This is a genomic window from Lacrimispora sp. 38-1 (genome assembly GCF_049890855.1).
Taxonomy (GTDB): Bacteria; Bacillota; Clostridia; order Lachnospirales; family Lachnospiraceae; genus Lacrimispora.
In genome coordinates this window covers 23,140-40,083 of the sequence record NZ_JBANEW010000063.1, presented here as the reverse complement: position 1 = coordinate 40,083, position 16,944 = coordinate 23,140, and the positions used below count along the sequence as shown (strand labels likewise).

The window sequence follows — 16,944 nt, the reverse complement described above, 5'->3', positions numbered from 1 at the left end:
GGGGGAGGTTTTTATTTATATAAAGTCAATTCTCTTGAATTTATCCAATTCTGCGTTTACACTTAAACGATAGAGGACCCATTTCAGTAAACTGTTCGTAGAAGGGGGATAAGTATGGACTGCCATATTTTAATAATTGACGATGATAGAGATTTATGTACTTTAATTAAAGAATGTGCTGCAAAAGATGGAATCATTGCAGATTACTGCCAATCCGGTATGGATGGACTGATAATGATTGAAAAAAAGGAATACCATCTCATTCTTCTGGATGTGATGATGTCTGGACTTGATGGATTTCAGACACTGGAAAAAATCCGCAGCAAAAGCAACATACCGATTCTCATGCTGACTTCTAAAGATGACAGCACCTCAAAAATTAACGGCCTTCGCTCCGGTGCGGATGATTATCTGACAAAGCCTTTTAATATGGAAGAATTAATTGCCCGGATTATATCACTTATCCGCAGATACACCCGTTTTAATGGGGCGGGAAACGGGTACCGTCCGCTTATATATGAAGGATTGAGCATTGACTTTGACAGCCGAAGTGTAACGACCAAAAACGGAACCTTTGAATTACCGCCAAAAGAGTTTGATCTTTTACTCTTCTGTGCAAAAAACCAGGGCAGAATATTAACAAAACAGCAGATATATGAAGAGGTCTGGAAAGAAACGTATGTTTACGATGACAGCAATATTATGGCCATTATATGCCGGCTTAGAAAAAAGATAGAACCGGATCCGGGAACAACCTTCTATATTCAGACAATTAAAGGAATTGGTTACCGCTTTAATAAGGAGGTGTAAGCATTGGCATTGACATTCGTTCTAAGCTTCCTTCTATGTATATCAGTCCTTAGCGGAATGGTCTGGCTTACTCAGTTAATAGCGGTCAGGAGGCAGCTTAAAGAAATGACAGAGGCTTTATCAGATATACAGACCGGGAACGGGAACCGGAAAATTCTGGCTTCCCGCAATGATCTGACTGCAGAGCTGACTTATAAATTAAATGCAATTGTTTATTGCTACGAAGAACAGATCTATAAGCTTAAGGCTGCAGATGAAGCAAACCGCCAGCTTATGACCAGCCTTTCTCATGATGTAAGAACTCCGCTTACTACTCTGATCGGATATTTAGATGCGGTGCACAGGGGCATCGTCAGTCCGGAGGAGCATGGAAACTATATTGAGACAGCAAGGTTAAAAGCGCACAGTCTGAAAGAATATATTGATCTTTTGTTTGACTGGTTTAAGTTAAACTCCAACGAATTCACTTTATCTTCAGAGAAAATCCAGCTTGCTGAACTGACACGGAACATTCTAATAAACTGGATCCCTGTTTTTGAAGAAAATAAGATTCAGTATGAAATAGATATCCCGGAAAAACCGGTTTTCATTCATGCAGACCCTGATGGTTACGAACGGATTATCAATAATCTGCTTCAAAATGTTATAAAGCACAGCCATGCATCAAAAATAACAATACAGATATCAAAAAAAGAATCCAATATTACAATTCAAATCGAAGACAACGGAATTGGAATTGGCCCGGATGACTTACAGCATATCTTTGAACGGTTATATAAGTGCGATAAAGGACGTTCTGACAAAGGCAGTGGGTTGGGATTATCAATTGCGAGACAGCTGACCGAAAAAATGAATGGCTGGATTGATGTAAAGAGTAAATCAGATCATTATACCGCTTTTATTATTTGTTTTCCTGCTGCCCAGGACTGATTGCAAGGTTATTGCAAGGCAGCGGCAAGGTTTATGCAAGGTTCGGGTATTAGAATAATTTCAATGAGAGAGGAGGTTTTCTAAATTGAGTGAATTGATCATTGAAACGAAAAATCTCACAAAACAATATGGAGATCAAAAAAGCGTTAATAACTTAAACTTGCATGTGAAACAAGGGCGAATTTATGGTCTGCTTGGCCGTAACGGAGCCGGTAAGACCACCACAATGAAACTGCTTTTAAACTTAATAACTCCCTCTTCCGGAGAAATACAGATATTTGGGGAAAATATAAAAGACGACGCAAAAAGAATATTGCCCCGCATCGGAAGTCTGATAGAAGCACCTGGATTTTACCCAAATCTGACCGGGACGGAAAATTTAAAAATTTTCGCATTGCTGAAAGGCACCCCAACGCGAAATGCAGTTAAAAGTGCTCTGGAAATTGTAGGACTGCCATATCATGACAAAAAGCTGTTTTCTCAGTACTCACTGGGAATGAAACAGCGTCTCGCCATTGCCCTCGCAATTATGCATGATCCGGAGCTGTTAATTTTAGATGAGCCGATTAATGGACTTGACCCCATTGGAATTGCTGAAATGCGCTCTTTTATCCGGGACCTCAGCCACCTAAAAAAGAAAACAATATTAATATCCAGCCACATCCTGTCAGAAATATCTTTACTTGCAGATGACATCGGAATTATCGACCATGGTGTTTTGCTGGAAGAAGAAAGTCTTGCTGAACTGGAAGAAAAAAACAGTAAATACATGCATTTTATAGTTTCTGATACTTCTCAGGCTGCCAGAATCCTGGAAATGAATTTCAATACAAAAAACTTTACGGCAGGAAAGGACCACAGCATACGTGTGTATGAAAACCAGCTATCTGCCGCTTTAGTAAACCGCATATTTATAGAAAATGGTTTAGAGGTTTCTGAAGTACATACCTGTGAAGATACTCTGGAGGATTACTTCAGGCGTATAACAGGAGGTGCGGGAATTGGTTAATCTTGTCTATGTAGAGTTCTTAAAATTTAAAAGGAAGCGGATTTTTACACTTGGAATACTGGCCGCCTTTGTTTTTCCTTTTTTTAATGCTGCTATTCTGTCTGAATCAGATTTTTCAGATATCCAATCCGGAGTCAGGGAGGACAATGCTTTTTTAATATTAATACCTTTGCTCATTATCCTGGCAGTAAACTTATTTTTCGCAGAACAGGAAAACAATACACTTAAAAATCTGCTCTGTATTCCCGTTTCAAAAATAAAGCTGGTGCTTGTTAAACTGCTGGTATTACTGATATTTTCAATTGCATTTCAAATTACAGGTTTTTTCGTCAGCACTATTTATGCTGTTACCCAGGATATACCCGTGATTCTGCCTCTTTTTCAATTCTATCTGACAGCGTCAACCGGCATACTGATGTGGGCTGCTTCTCTTCCCTGCATTGTACTGGTCGTCTGGTTTAACAAAAGCTATATTCTATCCGTTATCATTGTTTTTTTCTATACGCTATTAAACTACGCCATGCACTTCAGCGATCATATCATGATGCAGCCCATAGGATTTCATATCGGTACACTCATGCCTGTCCCCATGATCTTTCGGTGGCTTTATCAGTTTTACACACCGTCAGGAGACATTCAGACCGCATTTTATCAACGCTTCAGCCAATATTTTGCCTCTACATCCGTATGCTTTTCTATCCTTCTTCTTGAAGCCATAATTTGTACAGTTTGTATGATCCGGATCTATAGCAGCAGAGAATATTAAGAAAGGGTTATACCTCATGATTTATATTATAAGAGCAGAATTTATGAAATTAAGACGTTTACATGTTTTACTTATTGGTATGATCGGCATGGCTTTTCCCGCCATTCTTTCTGTATTCACACAGTCAGTCACGATTCCCGAAGCAAAGATACAGGATTTTAACTTTACCGTTCTTTTCAATCATACCATATGGAATAGTACAACAACTTTCATGCCTGTAATCTTCACCCTGGTTGGAGGCTATCTAATTAACCGTGAATATAAAGATGATACATTAAAAAACATTTTTACTATACCAATTAGTTTTCATAAACTGGTATTGGGAAAGCTGATTGCAATGGGCATAATAAGTATATTATTTGGTTTTTACAGTTTTATTGTAACACTTATCGTGGGTTTCATAACCAGGATAAACGGGCTTAATCCCACCGTATTACAAAACAGCTTTCTGCAGATGACTGGCATCTCCATCTGTACATATATTTCAGTACTCCCCATTATCGCTTTCACCTGCCGGAAACGCGACGCCTTTATGGGCGGTGTTGTTGTATCCTTTCTGTTTGGATACAGCTCCATGTTTATAAAAGACGTCACTCTCCGCAGCCTGTACCCCATATTATCAGGCCTGACCATAATCCGGTTTAATACGCAGACATACATGAACACTGCTGAATCTGGCAATCTCACTATTTCAATTTTAACTATGGCCGCTATCCTTTTGTTCACAGGTATGCTGATCTTAATGCCTTATCCACGGAAAGCTCTTTATACCTGATTTTATTAATCTTTCCCGATACCAGCGGCATAGATCCGATTCTTGTAATCTCCCATGCCGCTGGTATCCTCTATGTTATAGCTCATGAGGTAATGGGTCCTTGACGTGCCATAAATGGTAAATCCATGTTCCCGGTATAAATCTGCAAAAGGAGCCGACTGATATACCGTTAACAAAACAGGTTTCTTAGTCCGGTCTGACAACCGGGTTATAAAATGAAGAAACTCCCCCAATAATGCTTTCTCCTGACCGGACTCAGACATTATAACAGAGACATCGGTGATCTGGTCCGGCTGTTCCTTAAAAGTTAAGAATCCTGTGGTCTCCCCACTCCTTAAGATTTTCAAAAAGCTGGCATCTTTCCTTGTTCTATGAAATAAGTCGTCAGCAATGATCATCTGTATCTCTTCAACCCAGCCGCCGTAATACTGATCCACAAATGGTTTTAAGAAGTCTTTTCTTATTTTTATATACTGGTCAGAGTCGCCTTCCTTAACCGGCTCTATTGTATATCCCTCACTGATCATATCATCAGATAATATCATGCTTCCCCCTTACCAGCAATGGTCTGGATTCCTTCTATTTCTACCATTATATAGACAGTCCCCATAATTATTCTTTCCGGTTCTCTTTTTCCAGCTCTGCTGTTCAAAACCCTCTTCCACTGCTTTTGCAAACCCAGATCTTATCCTGAACATAGCGCTTTACCAGCTCTTTTCCCATTTTTCCGTAAATCTTTGGGTCTATGACTGATTTATCTTCATTGAGAATCCGTTTTACCCCGTCACTGAACGCAATTCTTAAATCTGTGGCATAATTCACCTTACAGATTCCTTCCTGAATGCAGCTTCTCACCACATCATCCTCTATACCCGATGTTCCGTGAAGCACCAAGGGAATAAAGACTCTTTTTTTAATTTCACTTAAAAGATCCAGACGGATGCGGGGAGTTCCTTTATATACTCCGTGTGCTGTTCCAATTGCAACTGCCAGGAAATCAATACCGGTCTGCTGGACAAATTCCACTGCCTGATCTGGCAAAGTGAGTCCGGCACAGCTGTTTACCAGATCATCTTCTTTTCCACCAACACAGCCTAATTCCGCTTCAACCGGAACTCTGCAGGGGCGGCATGTCTCCACAACCCGTCTGACCAATTTGGTATTCTCTCCCAATGGCAGATGTGAGCCATCAATCATAACTGATGTATACCCTTCCCTCAGTGCCTGGACTGCCAGTTCAAAACTGTCTCCATGATCCAGATGCAGGGCGACAGGGACAGAGGCTCTCTCAGCCACTGCCTTTACATTGGCATAATAGAGATTTAAACCGGCATATTTAACGGTGGAAGGTGTCGTCTGTAAGATGACAGGCGACTGCATCTCCTGCGCAGCCTCCACGACTGCCATGACCATTTCCATATTCTCCACATTAAAGGCTCCGACAGCATAATTGCCTTTCTGAGCATCAAGCAGCATTTCTTTCGAAGTAACTAATGGCATCTTCTTTCTCCTATTCTTCTGTAATCAGCTGTATAATCTGATCCTTTTGTGTACATTCTTTCAGCCTGGACAGAAATCCGGGTTCCATGAGTTTTTTGGAAAGAGCAGAGAGCAGTTTTAAATGAACATCGTCTTCTTTCTCTCCCACAGCAATCATGAAAACGGCATATACCGGTTCTCCATCTGAAGAATCAAAAGAAACTCCATTTTTTGATATCCCGACAGCCACTCTCGGCACTCGAACCGACAGTGATTTGCCATGGGGAATCGCAATGCCGCTGCCAAATGCAGTAGAAGAGATCTCTTCCCGCTTCATAATCTCTTTTTTAAATGCCTCTGCCTCCTGCAAAACACCATCTGCATAAAGCATTGCCACCATCTCATCAATGACCTCCTCTTTCCCGGTATTTACAAGAGAAAGGCATATTGTTTCTTCTTTCAGTAATGAATCCGGTAAACAGAAATCACTAGCAGCTTTCCACCCAGCCCTGTCTTTTTTTGCAATCGGAGTCACAAATATGTAAAGAACTGCCCCAATAAAAGAACCAAGCAGTATACAAAGTACCCATGCAGCCGGTTTATTCACCAGACCAAGAATCAGGAAACCTCCATGAGGCGCCGGCACTTCAATCTTCATCAGATAAGTGGAAACAGCCGAAATAGAGGAGCTTAACATGAGAATCGGAATTACTTTTAACGGATTCTTCGCCGCAAATGGAATAGCCCCCTCCGTTATATGAGTGAAACCCAGAACATAATTAACCAGAGCTGCAGTCCGGTCCTCCTCCGAAAACCGGTTTTTCTTAAGGGTGGCTGCAATAGCCAGAACCAGAGGAGGCGTAATGCAGGCAGCCGAAACGCCTGCCATAAAATAGTAATTTCCCTGTCCAAGAAGTACGGTTCCTGTTACATAAGCGGCTTTATTAACCGGACCTCCCATATCAAATCCGCACATGCAGCCAATAACAATTCCCAGGAGAACCGGACTGGTATTCTGAATCTTTGATAATGCCGCCATCATCCACTGGTTAAGGGCCGCACAGGGCTGGGCAAAGAGCATCATCAGGATGCCTACCCCTCCAATGGTGACGATAGGAACAATAAAAATAGACTTCAGCCCTTCCAGCTGTCTTGGAAGTCTTCTTAAGAAACTGACAACTCCCTGGGAAAGGTATCCCGATAAAAATCCGGCGACAATTCCTCCAAGAAATCCCGCATCAGTACCAGCTGCAATGGCACCTCCCACCAGACCGGCCAGGAGTCCCGGGCGCCCGCCGATGGACTGGGCGATAAAACCGCTGAGAACTGTGACCATCAATCCCATGGAATAACCACCTACTGATTTGATCATCGCAGCAACCGCATTGTACTGTTCTGACTTGGGATCAAAGGAATAAATGCCCCATAAAAAAGAAACAGCTGTCAGAACACCTCCCGCTACGACCAGCGGAAGCATGTGGGAAACACCGTTCATCAGGTGCTTATAGATCTGACGGGCGGTATTTTCATTCTGACTTGGGGCCAGATTATGAATTGCGGTCCCCCTTCTGACAGGCACCTTTCCATCCAGGCATGCCTTTACCAGTTCCTCCGCCTTACTGACTCCATCCCCCACTGATACCTCCAGAACCGGCTTGCCATTAAAGCGCTCTAAATCCACACTTTTATCACTGGCAACAATAATTGCATCTGCTGACTTGATATCTGCCTCAGTTAATGCATTTTCAACCCCGATTGCCCCGTTGGTTTCCACTTTGATCTGACACCCCAGTTTTCCAGCCGCCTCTTTTAAGGCCTTCTCAGCCATAAACGTATGGGCGATTCCCGTAGGGCAGCCTGTAACTCCAAGTAAATTCATACTCCCTCCACCTTTCTCACAATAATCTCTTTTGAATAGTTCTCAACTTTATCCATTAAACCCAGTCCGCTGCTCTCTGCCACATTGGCCCCTACCGCTGCGGACCGCCTTAATGCTCCCTCAATCTCATATGGCTGCTTCAGCCATATACTTAAAAAACCCGCAAGTGCCGCGTCACCGGCACAGGCTGAGCTTACCAGCTGAATTTTCTTAGTTCCTGCATGGTACAGCTCACTGCCGTTATAAAAGTAGGACCCCCGTTCGCCTAAAGTCAGAAGGATATTTCTGGCGCCGCTTTCATGGAGATCCTTAAGAACATCCGTTACATCTGCCTCATCCCTCATTACAATTCCAAAGATATCCTTAATCTCTTCGTCGTTGGGTTTAATCAGATACGGGCGGCATCCTATTAAATCTTTTAAATAGGAAGAGCTGATATCCAGAATAACAGCCGCCTGCTTCTTTCTGCAGATCTCCATCACCTCATCATAAAAGGTATCCTTAAGCCCTTTTGGAAGGCTTCCGCTGATAATTAACGTATCCATATCGTTAAGCGTCTCCATCAGCCTGCACAAATTCTTCTGCTTCTTTGGGGAAACATAGGAACCTTCATTTACAAACTTATACTCTTCGGTTCCGTCATTTAAAAAAATATTGATTCTGGTGGTATCGTCCACCCAGACCGGATACACTTTAATCCCCCGCTTCCGGGTCTCATCAACAATATACTTCCCGGAAAACCCGCCGAAAAAGCCAAGAACAGCGGACTGTGTCTGAAACCGCTTCAGACAGTAGCTGACATTTAACCCCTTTCCATTGGGTGTATATACTGCATCAAAAGTACGGTTCACCACCTTTCCCATAATTCCATAAGACGAGATATTCATATCAATCGCCGGATTTGCTGTCAATGTATAGATCACCTTATTCCACCTCTCTTTTCTATGAAAACCCCTGCTTGTCTGCTATTATAGAGAAAATATCGGTGAAAATCTTTTCAGTTTCTGAAAACTGCTATATCTATCCCCTGACCGTTCTGTGCCTGGCCACAGGCTTGCAATTCCACTAAAATACGCTGGAATACCAGAAAATCAGGTGCTCCAGCGTCTATGTAACCGGTCAGGAATAAGTTGACATATAATCTATGATAATTCTGCAGATCATATACAGTGGAATCCTCGAAGAGACCTCAAATTCCTTAATAGCCTGATGAGAATGCTTAAACCCCACCAGAGAAATCTTACTGCATGACAGTAACCTGGACTTAGGATTGCAACAGCATGAAATTACGCAATTCCCCTTCTGGTGGGCTGTGACAGCCGAAGAAACCAGCTCCGGAGTCTGTCCGTTCAAAGATAAAATAAACAGAACATCCCGCTCTTTCAGCTTTGAAGCCTTCACCTGCATGATATTGGGATCATCCGTAAAGAAAACATCATAATCCAAAAGCTGTAATTTTAATGAAAACTCCTGACCAACATAGGTGGTAAGGCCTCTGGCAAACACTGATATCTGATGTGCCTCCTTTAAACACTGAATGACTGCCAGAATATCCGTCAGTGAAATCCGTTCATGTACAGCCTGAGCCTCAATGAGTGTTTTATTAAAAAGCTCATTCATGCTCTGAATCTCTTCACTTCTCGCCTTATTCCCGGAGCGGTACCTTAATTCATTAAATCCATTCAGGCCGCACTTACGAATGGCTCTTGATACCGTAGAGGGTGAAGAGTAAGTATCAAATGCAATATCAACAATCGACATTGCATGAAGAGTATTCTCATGGCTGTTGATAAAATTAATAATTTCCAGTTCTGTCTTTGTCAGATTTTCTATTATATCTGAGTCAAGTGAGATAATTATGAAAACCTCCCCCTTTCCATACCTTTACAGTCGCATAAATGCAACTTAACGGGCAAAAAAAATTCTTGCAGCCTCTTCTTTCGTCAGCGGGATCATCTTCATAATTTTGTTCATCTCTTCTACCGTAAATGTATTGCCTTTCCTCTTCATCTTACGATAAAATGTACATCTGCTTACTCCAATGGCATCTGCAATCGCTTCCTGAGTCAATGCTGACTCTGCCATCTTCTCCTTTAACATTTGTATATTCAAATAATACACCCCTTTCCAGTTGCATTAATGCTACTATTGTAATATAAGAATAGCTCATAGGAATTAAAAAGTCAATATGCAAATCGCAGAAATGCATCTATTGTCGTTGCATTTTTGCAACATTGATGATATGATACCTATAGGATACATTCAGGAGGTATGAACATGTCAGTTACTGGTCAGAGAATAAAAGAAAGAAGAACTCAATTACAGATGAGCGCAGACGATGTAGCCGCCCGGTTAGGCGTTTCAAGGTCTACGATTTTCAGATATGAGAACGGACACATCGGGAAGGTTCCCGCTAATGTTTTAGAAAAACTGGCGGGCATTCTTAAAACTACTCCTGCTTATTTAATGGGCTGGCAGGATGAAAGCGCTGAATATCAGCATTCAGGCTGGAATGGACCTGCAGATTCAGCCGTCGAAAGCTTATTAAGAGAAGATGGCGGCAAGGGTTACCACACAGATGGTGAGTTGGAAACTGTTATCCAAAAAGCTCACCCGGACGACAGGAAAAAGATCACTGCCATGGCGAAGCTATACTTCACCCTGACAGATTCCGGGAAAAGAAAAGCCTATGATTATCTCATTGATTTGTCCGAACAGCCAAAATACCGGAAGCAGTCTCATAACGCCGTTTTTCAGGTTGTGGAAGAAGAAATAGAATAAATTAATCCAGCTGTTCCATAAAGATTTTTTACCAGTAAAAAAACTTGCGCCTGGTAATAAAATCTTGCTGATTTGTAATTAATAGTATGATAAAATAAAATGTATTTTCCTCACAAACAATACTATAGAAAAGCAGGAACAGTTGAACTATGGAAGCAAAATTAGAAAAAAAATATGGTTTATTTACAGCCATCGCGATGGTTGTAGGCATCGTTATTGGGAGCGGTGTATTTTTTAAAGCCGAAAAGATCCTGACTGCAACAGGGGGCAATTTAAAACAGGGCATTCTTGCGTGGATTATCGGCGGCATCATTATGATTTCCTGTGCGTACACATTTTCAGTCATGGCTACGAAATACCAGTACATCAATGGTATCGTAGATTATGCAGAAGCGACGGTAGGAAAAACTTATGCCTATTATGTGGGCAGTTTTATGGCAATCATCTATTATCCTACGATTACCGCAGTTCTTGCATGGGTATCCGCACGGTACACCTGTGTAATCTTCGGTTTTTCCATAACCGGAGGAGAATGTATGACCATTGCCTGTCTTTACCTGATCTCCAGTTTTACAATTAACGCTTTATCTCCGGTTTTAGCAGGCAAATTTCAGGTCAGCACTACTGTCATTAAGCTGATTCCTCTCTTTTTAATGGCAATTGTCGGAACGTTTACCGGTCTTCGCAACGGAATGACCACTTATAATTTTACTCATACGGTATCTGCAAGCACCTCCAACGGACTGTTTACAGCCATTGTAGCTGCCAGCTTTGCCTATGAGGGCTGGATCATCGCGACCTGTATCAATGCAGAACTTAAAAATGCAAAAAGGAATCTTCCCCTTGCTTTAATTTCCGGCACCTTAATCACCATGGCTGCATACATCCTGTATTACATCGGGCTGGCAGGTACTGTTAAAAATGAAGTAATTATGGCAGGCGGCGAAGCCGGAGCCAAGCTGGCTTTTGAGACAGTTTTTACCTCAATCGGAGGCAACCTGTTATTTGTATTTGTTATTATCTCCTGCCTGGGCACCTTAAACGGACTGATGCTTGGATGCACACGCGGAATCTATTCTCTGGCAGCGAGAGGTCTGGGACCGAAACCAAAGGTTTTCAGCCAGGTAGATCCTATGACGAACATGCCTGTTAACTCTGCAATTTTAGGATTATTCCTCTGCGGCGTCTGGCTGTTTTATTTTTACGGAGCCAATCTGACTGCCAGCTGGTTTGGATTTTTCACCTTTGATTCTTCCGAACTGCCCATCGTTACTGTTTATGCTTTGTACGTTCCTATTTTTATTAACTTCATGATAAAAGGCAAAGGGTTTAACTTTATTAACCGTATATTAATGCCCTGCTTATCCCTGGCAGGCTGCGTATTTATGATCATTGCAGCATGGTTTGCACACGGAATGGCTGTAGTTGCTTTTCTTACTGTTTTTTTTGTTGTTATGGTATTTAGCGCTCTGTTTTTAAAGAGAGCAAAACCCTCGTTTTAAGATATGCATAACATCTGGGATAAAATCCAGTTGGTGGGAAGTCTTTTCCTGAAGTCATATTACTGTTTTGTTTCTGTGGATTACAATCCACAGAAACAAAAAATAATCTAACAGTCACTGATCATAACATTCGTGAAGATTCTCCGCAGCTCTGGATTTAAATCACGTTCTGCAGACATATCAAAAACCGGTTTTTCATTCATATTAAAATGCACTCTGCGAATCCCGGAGCATCTCAGATGATGTGTAAGCGCATCTTCCGCATGATAAGCAATCATCAGATTTCCTTCCGGATCTATGAAAAAAGAATTATGCCCGGAACCATATTCGCCTTCTACAGAATAGAAAGTAAGAACCGGAGTATTGCTCTTTTTCCAATTAGAAATCTGTAATAGGTCATCACCAGCTTTTGCGGTAAGCAGCCCCAAAGCATATGTATATCCATCTGCCGCACCTCCAGAGTAAGTAACATATACGGTATCTCCTGCAACAAATGCATGTGGGCCCTCATTGTTAATAGTCCCCTCAACATTTTCCCACCCAAAAAGCGGTCTGGAAAGCAGCACAGGATCACTGGTCAGTTTCCACGGAGTCCTTTTATCTGCAGATGCAATATAAAGCATGGAACCACTGTCCAGTTTGGTACCTATATTTTCCCGGTAAGACCAGATCATATAACCATTACTCCCGGCTTCCAGATAAGTCATGTCGAGAGAAATGCCATCTGTGGTCAACCAGGTTCCGTCCTTTTTCTGAATTCTCTTCGGTTCTTCCCAACTCTCTGCATCTGGGATATGACCGCCTTTTTTGAGTTTCATTAAATGGCACTGCGGCCCCCATACTTTCCCTCCTACTGCAAACAAAATATAAAGCTCTCCACCTATCAGATGGAACTCCGGTGCCCAGAACGTCTGGATAAAATTACGTTTCTCGTCATAAGCCAGAATCAGCTGCTGCTTTATCCCTTCATCAAAAAGCCGATCGGGAACTTCGGCTTCCCTGACATATAGCCCTACATCATTCAAGTTATCATTGGTAGCTATAAAATAGTATTTGCCTTCCCATGGAAAAATCATCGGATCGGCGAACCCCGTTGCTAACGGAAATGGATATTTACGGTCCGTAACAGTTCCGTTGATCGTATATTCTCCTGGCTTTTTAGAGTCTGGTCCCTCCAAATCCCACAATACTTTCTTCTGAACAGTGGAACCGTCCGAATAAACAGCTGTTGCCGTCACTTTGCTTAGTTCATTAAAAGAAGATACAGAGATATGGTCCGGCACTATTATTTCAGTATTAAAAATTCGGCTCCATTTCTGAATAATGCGGTCACAGAGGCCGCTCCCAATTTTCACCACATTACCAGCAACTGCACCTTTCGGACCATGTACGGCACCCCCTTCAATCAGTCCATTTATGGACTGCACAGCTGAAAAACCGGTCTGGCATATGATATCTTCTTCTGTCGTGATTTGAAAACATTTCCCATTCCTTGTTTTCCATGTGATATGATATTTTCCTTCAAAACTGTCATAAGTACATGTTACTGTTTTTATTTCTTCATCCGATCCCAGATCAAGCAGTCCGATATAATTAAACTCCATAAAATCTTCTGTAATCCAGTACAGAACTTTTCCAAAACTTTCTTCATCTGCACTGCCATCCTGATTCACACGAACAGCCATAATTCCATAATTCCCAGCCGCCATCTGAAATACCCATGGGTTTCTGAGTCCTTTGGGGTGAATGACGTTATCCTCTCCAATTGTACCCTCTGCAAACAGAATTCCATAATTCTGATTCAGTGCCTGAAATGACCGCCCATCTCTGCTCCATGCAAAATGAATGCTGCGTGCAAGTCCTTCCGGATACCTCTCTTCATCAGGCCGACGCGTATAGCTCAGTAAATCAGCCTCTTTTTGTCTGTAAATCTCCTCCATCTGTCTGACTCTCCCTCCATACATCTTTATCTTTTTAATATAACAGTTCCAAACCCACCCAGACTACTGCTCTTTACTCCATAAACAAGCTTATAGCCCTGTATTGGTAATTCAAGCCTTACCGGATCTGCATTAAAGTTTTGAATAATCAGATAGGTCGTTTCATTAGACTCTCTGGTGGTCACTTCTACTCCATCAGGAATAAAAGGCAGAGGTTTTTCAATATTTTTATCTTTCAGCACTGCCTCTAAAAAGTCATTGTAAAACTGCTGTTCCATATCCGCACAGATATAATATGCCTTTCCCTTTCCGTATTGATTGCAAGTCAAAACAGGAAGACCTTTATAAAAGTCTTTCTCATAGGCCATAATCACATCAGCCTCCGTAACTTTCACCAATTCACACAGTTTCTGACAGGTATAGCTCTTTTGCAGGGAAAGGGGATTATCCCTAACCGGAACAGCAGCATTTTCTTCACCATCATATAATCCGTCAATTTCAGTTCTCCTTAAGCCAAAGACTTCCGTCAGCTTTCCAGGCGCACCTCCCAGGTAACAGCGATCCGTATCATCTGTGACGCCAGACCAGAAAGTCATTATGGCGGTTCCGCCATTTTTCACAAAATCCCTGATTTTATCCTCAATCCCCACTCGGAACATATATATCATAGGAATCAGTACAATGTGATATTCCTTCAGGCCATCTTCCATATCAATAACATCCACGTCCAGCCCAAGTCTGCGCATCCCAGTGTACATCTTTTCTGCAGTTTCTTTGTAGGGCAGTCCTGCATTTCTGGGCCCCTGTGCATCCATTAAAGCCCATTGGTTCTCCGTGTCATATATAAGAGCCGCCTTTGGCTTTTGAACCGTTCCCACAAGCTCATTCAGACTGGAAAGTGTCTCACCCACCTGGCAGACCTCTTGAAAAACCCTGGTGTCCTCTCCTCCATAATGATCAATGACTGCGCCATGGAATTTTTCTGAAGCTCCACGGCTTTGCCGCAGCTGGAAATACAGCACGCTGTCAGAGCCATGAGCGACTGCCTGCAGCGATGCAGCATGAAGTATTCCGGGCTTTCTTAGTTTGCTGACCTCCTGCCAGTTTGTTGAGGATGGAGAGGATTCCATCAGAAGAAATGGCTTTTTCAGCAAAGTACGCATAAAATCATGCTGAAATGCCGTTTCTACGGCAGTCCGGGGCTCCGGCTTTTTATGCCATTCCGGATAGCTGTCCCAGGAAACCACATCAATGACTTCTCTGAATTTTCTGTAATTCAAACCATCATAATCGCCCATAAAATTAGTAGTAACCGGCTTTTGACAGCCGCCATCACGAATCGCCTTCTTTTCCTGCGACGCAAAATCCACGGTTTGCGCAGTTACAAATCTTTTCCAGTCCAGATTCAGGGCATGAAGCATCATTTCCCCTCTGGGCGAAGGACTTTCTATCTGATCAAAACTTTGATAGGTGTGGCTCCAGAATGCAGTATTCCATCTGCGGTTCAATTCTTCGATTGTATCATAACGTTCTTTCAGCCAGCTTCTGAATTTTGCCTGGCACAGCGGGCAGTGGCAGTCTCCTCCGTATTCATTGGAAAGATGAAAAAGCAGAACGCCGGGGTGATTCCCCACTTCCTTTGCCAAAAGCGTATTAATCCCTCTCACCTTTTGGCGGTAAACAGGCGAGGTATAGCAATGGTTCTGCCGTCCGCCAAATAAATTCCGTTCTCTTTGTTCATTCATCCGAAGCACCTCCGGATATCGCCTGGCCAGCCACTGAGGTCTCGCTCCGGAAGGCGTTCCAAGAATTGTATATATTCCATTCCGATACATCCGGTCTACAATCTCAATCAGCCAGTCAATCTGATAGTTTCCTTCCTCTGGTTCCAGAAAGGCCCAGGAAAACATCCCCATTGTAACCGTATTAATACCTGCCTTTAAAAAAAGTTCCAGATCCCGTTCCAGAATATCCGGGGAATCCAGCCATTGCTCCGGATTGTAGTCACCTCCGTGCAATATCTTTCCCTGTCTCATCGTTAAATTTTTATTCATATCGTTTCTTCTCCATAATCCCCGCTCTATTTCCCTACATGGTAGAATCTTTAATCAAAACATTATAGCTCAGAACCAACTTGTTACAGTCTGCATTTTTATTTTATGGCATCTAATAGCTTCTTGGTTGAATCAGTGCCATCTCTTTAATATTAAACTCAGACAGGTGACCGCAGGGTAACGGTGCCAGTTATATTATACACTATTTTATTAACAAAAAATAATGCACAATTTTTTATATTACGCAATCTTTTTTGATATAGATCTTATTCTCTCAATCCGAGAATTTTTTAGTTCGGATGCAGCATATAATCATCCCTGATTTCTTGACTGACGGGCTTATTTGTGCTAACATAACAGTTGTTATGCCAGCACAGTAAGATTGGAGCAAACAAGCATGAAGCAGAATTGGGAGAGTCCAGCTTCACAGGAGTCCGATGCCGGAACAACCCGTGAACGGCTGATAAAAGCAGGTATAGAAGAATTTTATGAAAAAGGTTACAGGCAGGCCAGCCTCCGTAAAATTTGTGCTGCCTGCGGCGTTACCACCGGCGCCTTTTATTTTCATTTTTCCGGAAAACAGCAGCTGTTTTCAGCCATTGTGGAACCAGTCATTGAACAATGGACCAGTCTGGGTAACACACTTGCAGACCGAGAGCTTAAAGACCAGTCTACGGCACTGGACAACGACCGGGCTATGATGGACCTGGAACTAAGGCACCGCAGGGAAATACTCATATTACTGGAAAAATCCTCCGGCAGCGGAAAAGAAAACTTTCTGGATAATCTGAAGCAGGAGCTTAAAAAGCATTTCATGACTCATTTTACCAAAACCATCGGCCATGTTCCCAATGGGGAGTTCATACAGCTTCTGGTAGATATGCGCATCTATGGAAACATTCAGCTGCTAAAAGGAAATTACGACAGGACACAGACATTATTTTTTAATGGTCTTCTGGCTCATTATGCGGAAGGCGGATTTACATATTTAATTCAAAACTGCAAAGACCGGTTATAGA

16 protein-coding genes are annotated in these 16,944 nt (G+C 42.4%); 8 read left to right on the top strand and 8 right to left on the bottom strand.

Annotation, left to right across the window (positions count from 1 at the left end; genetic code table 11):
- The first annotated feature begins 114 nt into the window (after nt 1-114).
- The 5 genes from V7D18_RS18125 (at nt 115) to V7D18_RS18105 (ending at nt 4,290) form a co-directional block, all read left to right on the top strand.
- The gene (locus V7D18_RS18125; RefSeq protein WP_426156226.1) at nt 115-810 is read left to right on the top strand and encodes a response regulator transcription factor; all 696 of its coding nucleotides are present in this window, start codon (nt 115-117) and stop codon (nt 808-810) included.
- A gap of 9 nt (nt 811-819) precedes the next feature.
- On the top strand, nt 820-1,740 hold the full coding sequence (locus V7D18_RS18120) for a sensor histidine kinase (RefSeq protein WP_426156481.1): 921 nt from the start codon (nt 820-822) through the stop codon (nt 1,738-1,740).
- 85 nt (nt 1,741-1,825) lie between these two features.
- On the top strand, nt 1,826-2,749 hold the full coding sequence (locus V7D18_RS18115) for an ABC transporter ATP-binding protein (RefSeq protein ID WP_426156224.1): 924 nt from the start codon (nt 1,826-1,828) through the stop codon (nt 2,747-2,749).
- Nucleotides 2,742-3,515 (top strand): ABC transporter permease, encoded by a 774-nt coding sequence (locus V7D18_RS18110; RefSeq protein WP_426156222.1) that lies wholly within the window; start codon nt 2,742-2,744, stop codon nt 3,513-3,515. Before V7D18_RS18115 ends, V7D18_RS18110 begins: the two co-directional genes overlap by 8 nt.
- A 16-nt stretch (nt 3,516-3,531) precedes the next feature.
- Nucleotides 3,532-4,290, top strand: a complete 759-nt coding sequence (locus V7D18_RS18105) for an ABC transporter permease (RefSeq protein WP_426156220.1) — start codon at nt 3,532-3,534, stop codon at nt 4,288-4,290.
- A 5-nt stretch (nt 4,291-4,295) separates the two neighbouring features.
- Here the strand turns inward: V7D18_RS18105 and V7D18_RS18100 are convergent, their stop codons facing one another.
- The 6 genes from V7D18_RS18100 to V7D18_RS18075 form a co-directional block, all read right to left on the bottom strand.
- Complete coding sequence (locus tag V7D18_RS18100; RefSeq protein ID WP_426156219.1) at nt 4,296-4,835, bottom strand: hypothetical protein; 540 nt, start codon at nt 4,833-4,835, stop codon at nt 4,296-4,298.
- 103 nt (nt 4,836-4,938) lie between these two features.
- The gene (locus V7D18_RS18095) at nt 4,939-5,790 is read right to left on the bottom strand and encodes a class II fructose-bisphosphate aldolase (RefSeq protein ID WP_426156217.1); all 852 of its coding nucleotides are present in this window, start codon (nt 5,788-5,790) and stop codon (nt 4,939-4,941) included.
- A gap of 10 nt (nt 5,791-5,800) precedes the next feature.
- Nucleotides 5,801-7,648: a fructose-specific PTS transporter subunit EIIC gene (locus tag V7D18_RS18090; protein WP_426156216.1), complete on the bottom strand. Its 1,848-nt coding sequence runs from the start codon at nt 7,646-7,648 to the stop codon at nt 5,801-5,803.
- On the bottom strand, nt 7,645-8,571 hold the full coding sequence (locus V7D18_RS18085; protein ID WP_426156215.1) for a 1-phosphofructokinase family hexose kinase: 927 nt from the start codon (nt 8,569-8,571) through the stop codon (nt 7,645-7,647). The genes V7D18_RS18090 and V7D18_RS18085 overlap by 4 nt, the downstream gene beginning before the upstream one ends.
- 196 nt (nt 8,572-8,767) lie before the next feature.
- Nucleotides 8,768-9,472: a MurR/RpiR family transcriptional regulator gene (locus V7D18_RS18080; protein WP_426156479.1), complete on the bottom strand. Its 705-nt coding sequence runs from the start codon at nt 9,470-9,472 to the stop codon at nt 8,768-8,770.
- Nucleotides 9,473-9,553: 81 nt separating this feature from the next.
- Entirely contained in the window at nt 9,554-9,760 is a 207-nt protein-coding gene (locus V7D18_RS18075) for a hypothetical protein (protein ID WP_205692775.1), read from the bottom strand.
- Nucleotides 9,761-9,925: 165 nt separating this feature from the next.
- On the opposite strand from V7D18_RS18075, the gene V7D18_RS18070 reads away from it, so the two are divergent.
- Together V7D18_RS18070 and V7D18_RS18065 are read left to right on the top strand one after the other, a co-directional pair.
- Nucleotides 9,926-10,429, top strand: coding sequence for a helix-turn-helix domain-containing protein (locus V7D18_RS18070; protein WP_426156213.1), 504 nt, complete (start codon nt 9,926-9,928; stop codon nt 10,427-10,429).
- 149 nt (nt 10,430-10,578) lie between these two features.
- Nucleotides 10,579-11,931 carry an APC family permease gene (locus tag V7D18_RS18065; protein ID WP_426156211.1) on the top strand — a complete coding sequence of 451 codons (1,353 nt, stop codon included), beginning with the start codon at nt 10,579-10,581 and terminating at the stop codon, nt 11,929-11,931.
- A gap of 107 nt (nt 11,932-12,038) precedes the next feature.
- On the opposite strand, the gene V7D18_RS18060 is transcribed toward V7D18_RS18065, so the two are convergent.
- Nucleotides 12,039-13,871: a family 43 glycosylhydrolase gene (locus V7D18_RS18060; protein WP_426156210.1), complete on the bottom strand. Its 1,833-nt coding sequence runs from the start codon at nt 13,869-13,871 to the stop codon at nt 12,039-12,041.
- Nucleotides 13,872-13,897: 26 nt separating this feature from the next.
- A complete protein-coding gene (locus tag V7D18_RS18055; protein ID WP_426156208.1) occupies nt 13,898-15,925 on the bottom strand; it encodes a beta-galactosidase in 2,028 nt (675 codons plus the stop codon).
- A gap of 397 nt (nt 15,926-16,322) precedes the next feature.
- Between V7D18_RS18055 and V7D18_RS18050 the strand changes: the two genes are divergently transcribed.
- Nucleotides 16,323-16,943 carry a TetR/AcrR family transcriptional regulator gene (locus V7D18_RS18050; protein WP_426156205.1) on the top strand — a complete coding sequence of 207 codons (621 nt, stop codon included), beginning with the start codon at nt 16,323-16,325 and terminating at the stop codon, nt 16,941-16,943.
- The last annotated feature ends 1 nt before the right edge of the window (nt 16,944 follow it).

Excerpts from the sequence above, each read along its gene's own strand:
- V7D18_RS18125 (WP_426156226.1), top strand. The coding sequence starts at position 115 with ATGGACTGCCATATTTTAATAATTGACGATGATAGAGATTTATGTACT.
- V7D18_RS18105 (WP_426156220.1), top strand. The coding sequence starts at position 3,532 with ATGATTTATATTATAAGAGCAGAATTTATGAAATTAAGACGTTTACAT.
- V7D18_RS18100 (WP_426156219.1), bottom strand. The coding sequence starts at position 4,835 with ATGATATTATCTGATGATATGATCAGTGAGGGATATACAATAGAGCCG.
- V7D18_RS18095 (WP_426156217.1), bottom strand. The coding sequence starts at position 5,790 with ATGCCATTAGTTACTTCGAAAGAAATGCTGCTTGATGCTCAGAAAGGC.
- V7D18_RS18090 (WP_426156216.1), bottom strand. The coding sequence starts at position 7,648 with ATGAATTTACTTGGAGTTACAGGCTGCCCTACGGGAATCGCCCATACG.
- V7D18_RS18070 (WP_426156213.1), top strand. The coding sequence starts at position 9,926 with ATGTCAGTTACTGGTCAGAGAATAAAAGAAAGAAGAACTCAATTACAG.
- V7D18_RS18065 (WP_426156211.1), top strand. The coding sequence starts at position 10,579 with ATGGAAGCAAAATTAGAAAAAAAATATGGTTTATTTACAGCCATCGCG.
- V7D18_RS18060 (WP_426156210.1), bottom strand. The coding sequence starts at position 13,871 with ATGGAGGAGATTTACAGACAAAAAGAGGCTGATTTACTGAGCTATACG.
- V7D18_RS18055 (WP_426156208.1), bottom strand. The coding sequence starts at position 15,925 with ATGAATAAAAATTTAACGATGAGACAGGGAAAGATATTGCACGGAGGT.
- V7D18_RS18050 (WP_426156205.1), top strand. The coding sequence starts at position 16,323 with ATGAAGCAGAATTGGGAGAGTCCAGCTTCACAGGAGTCCGATGCCGGA.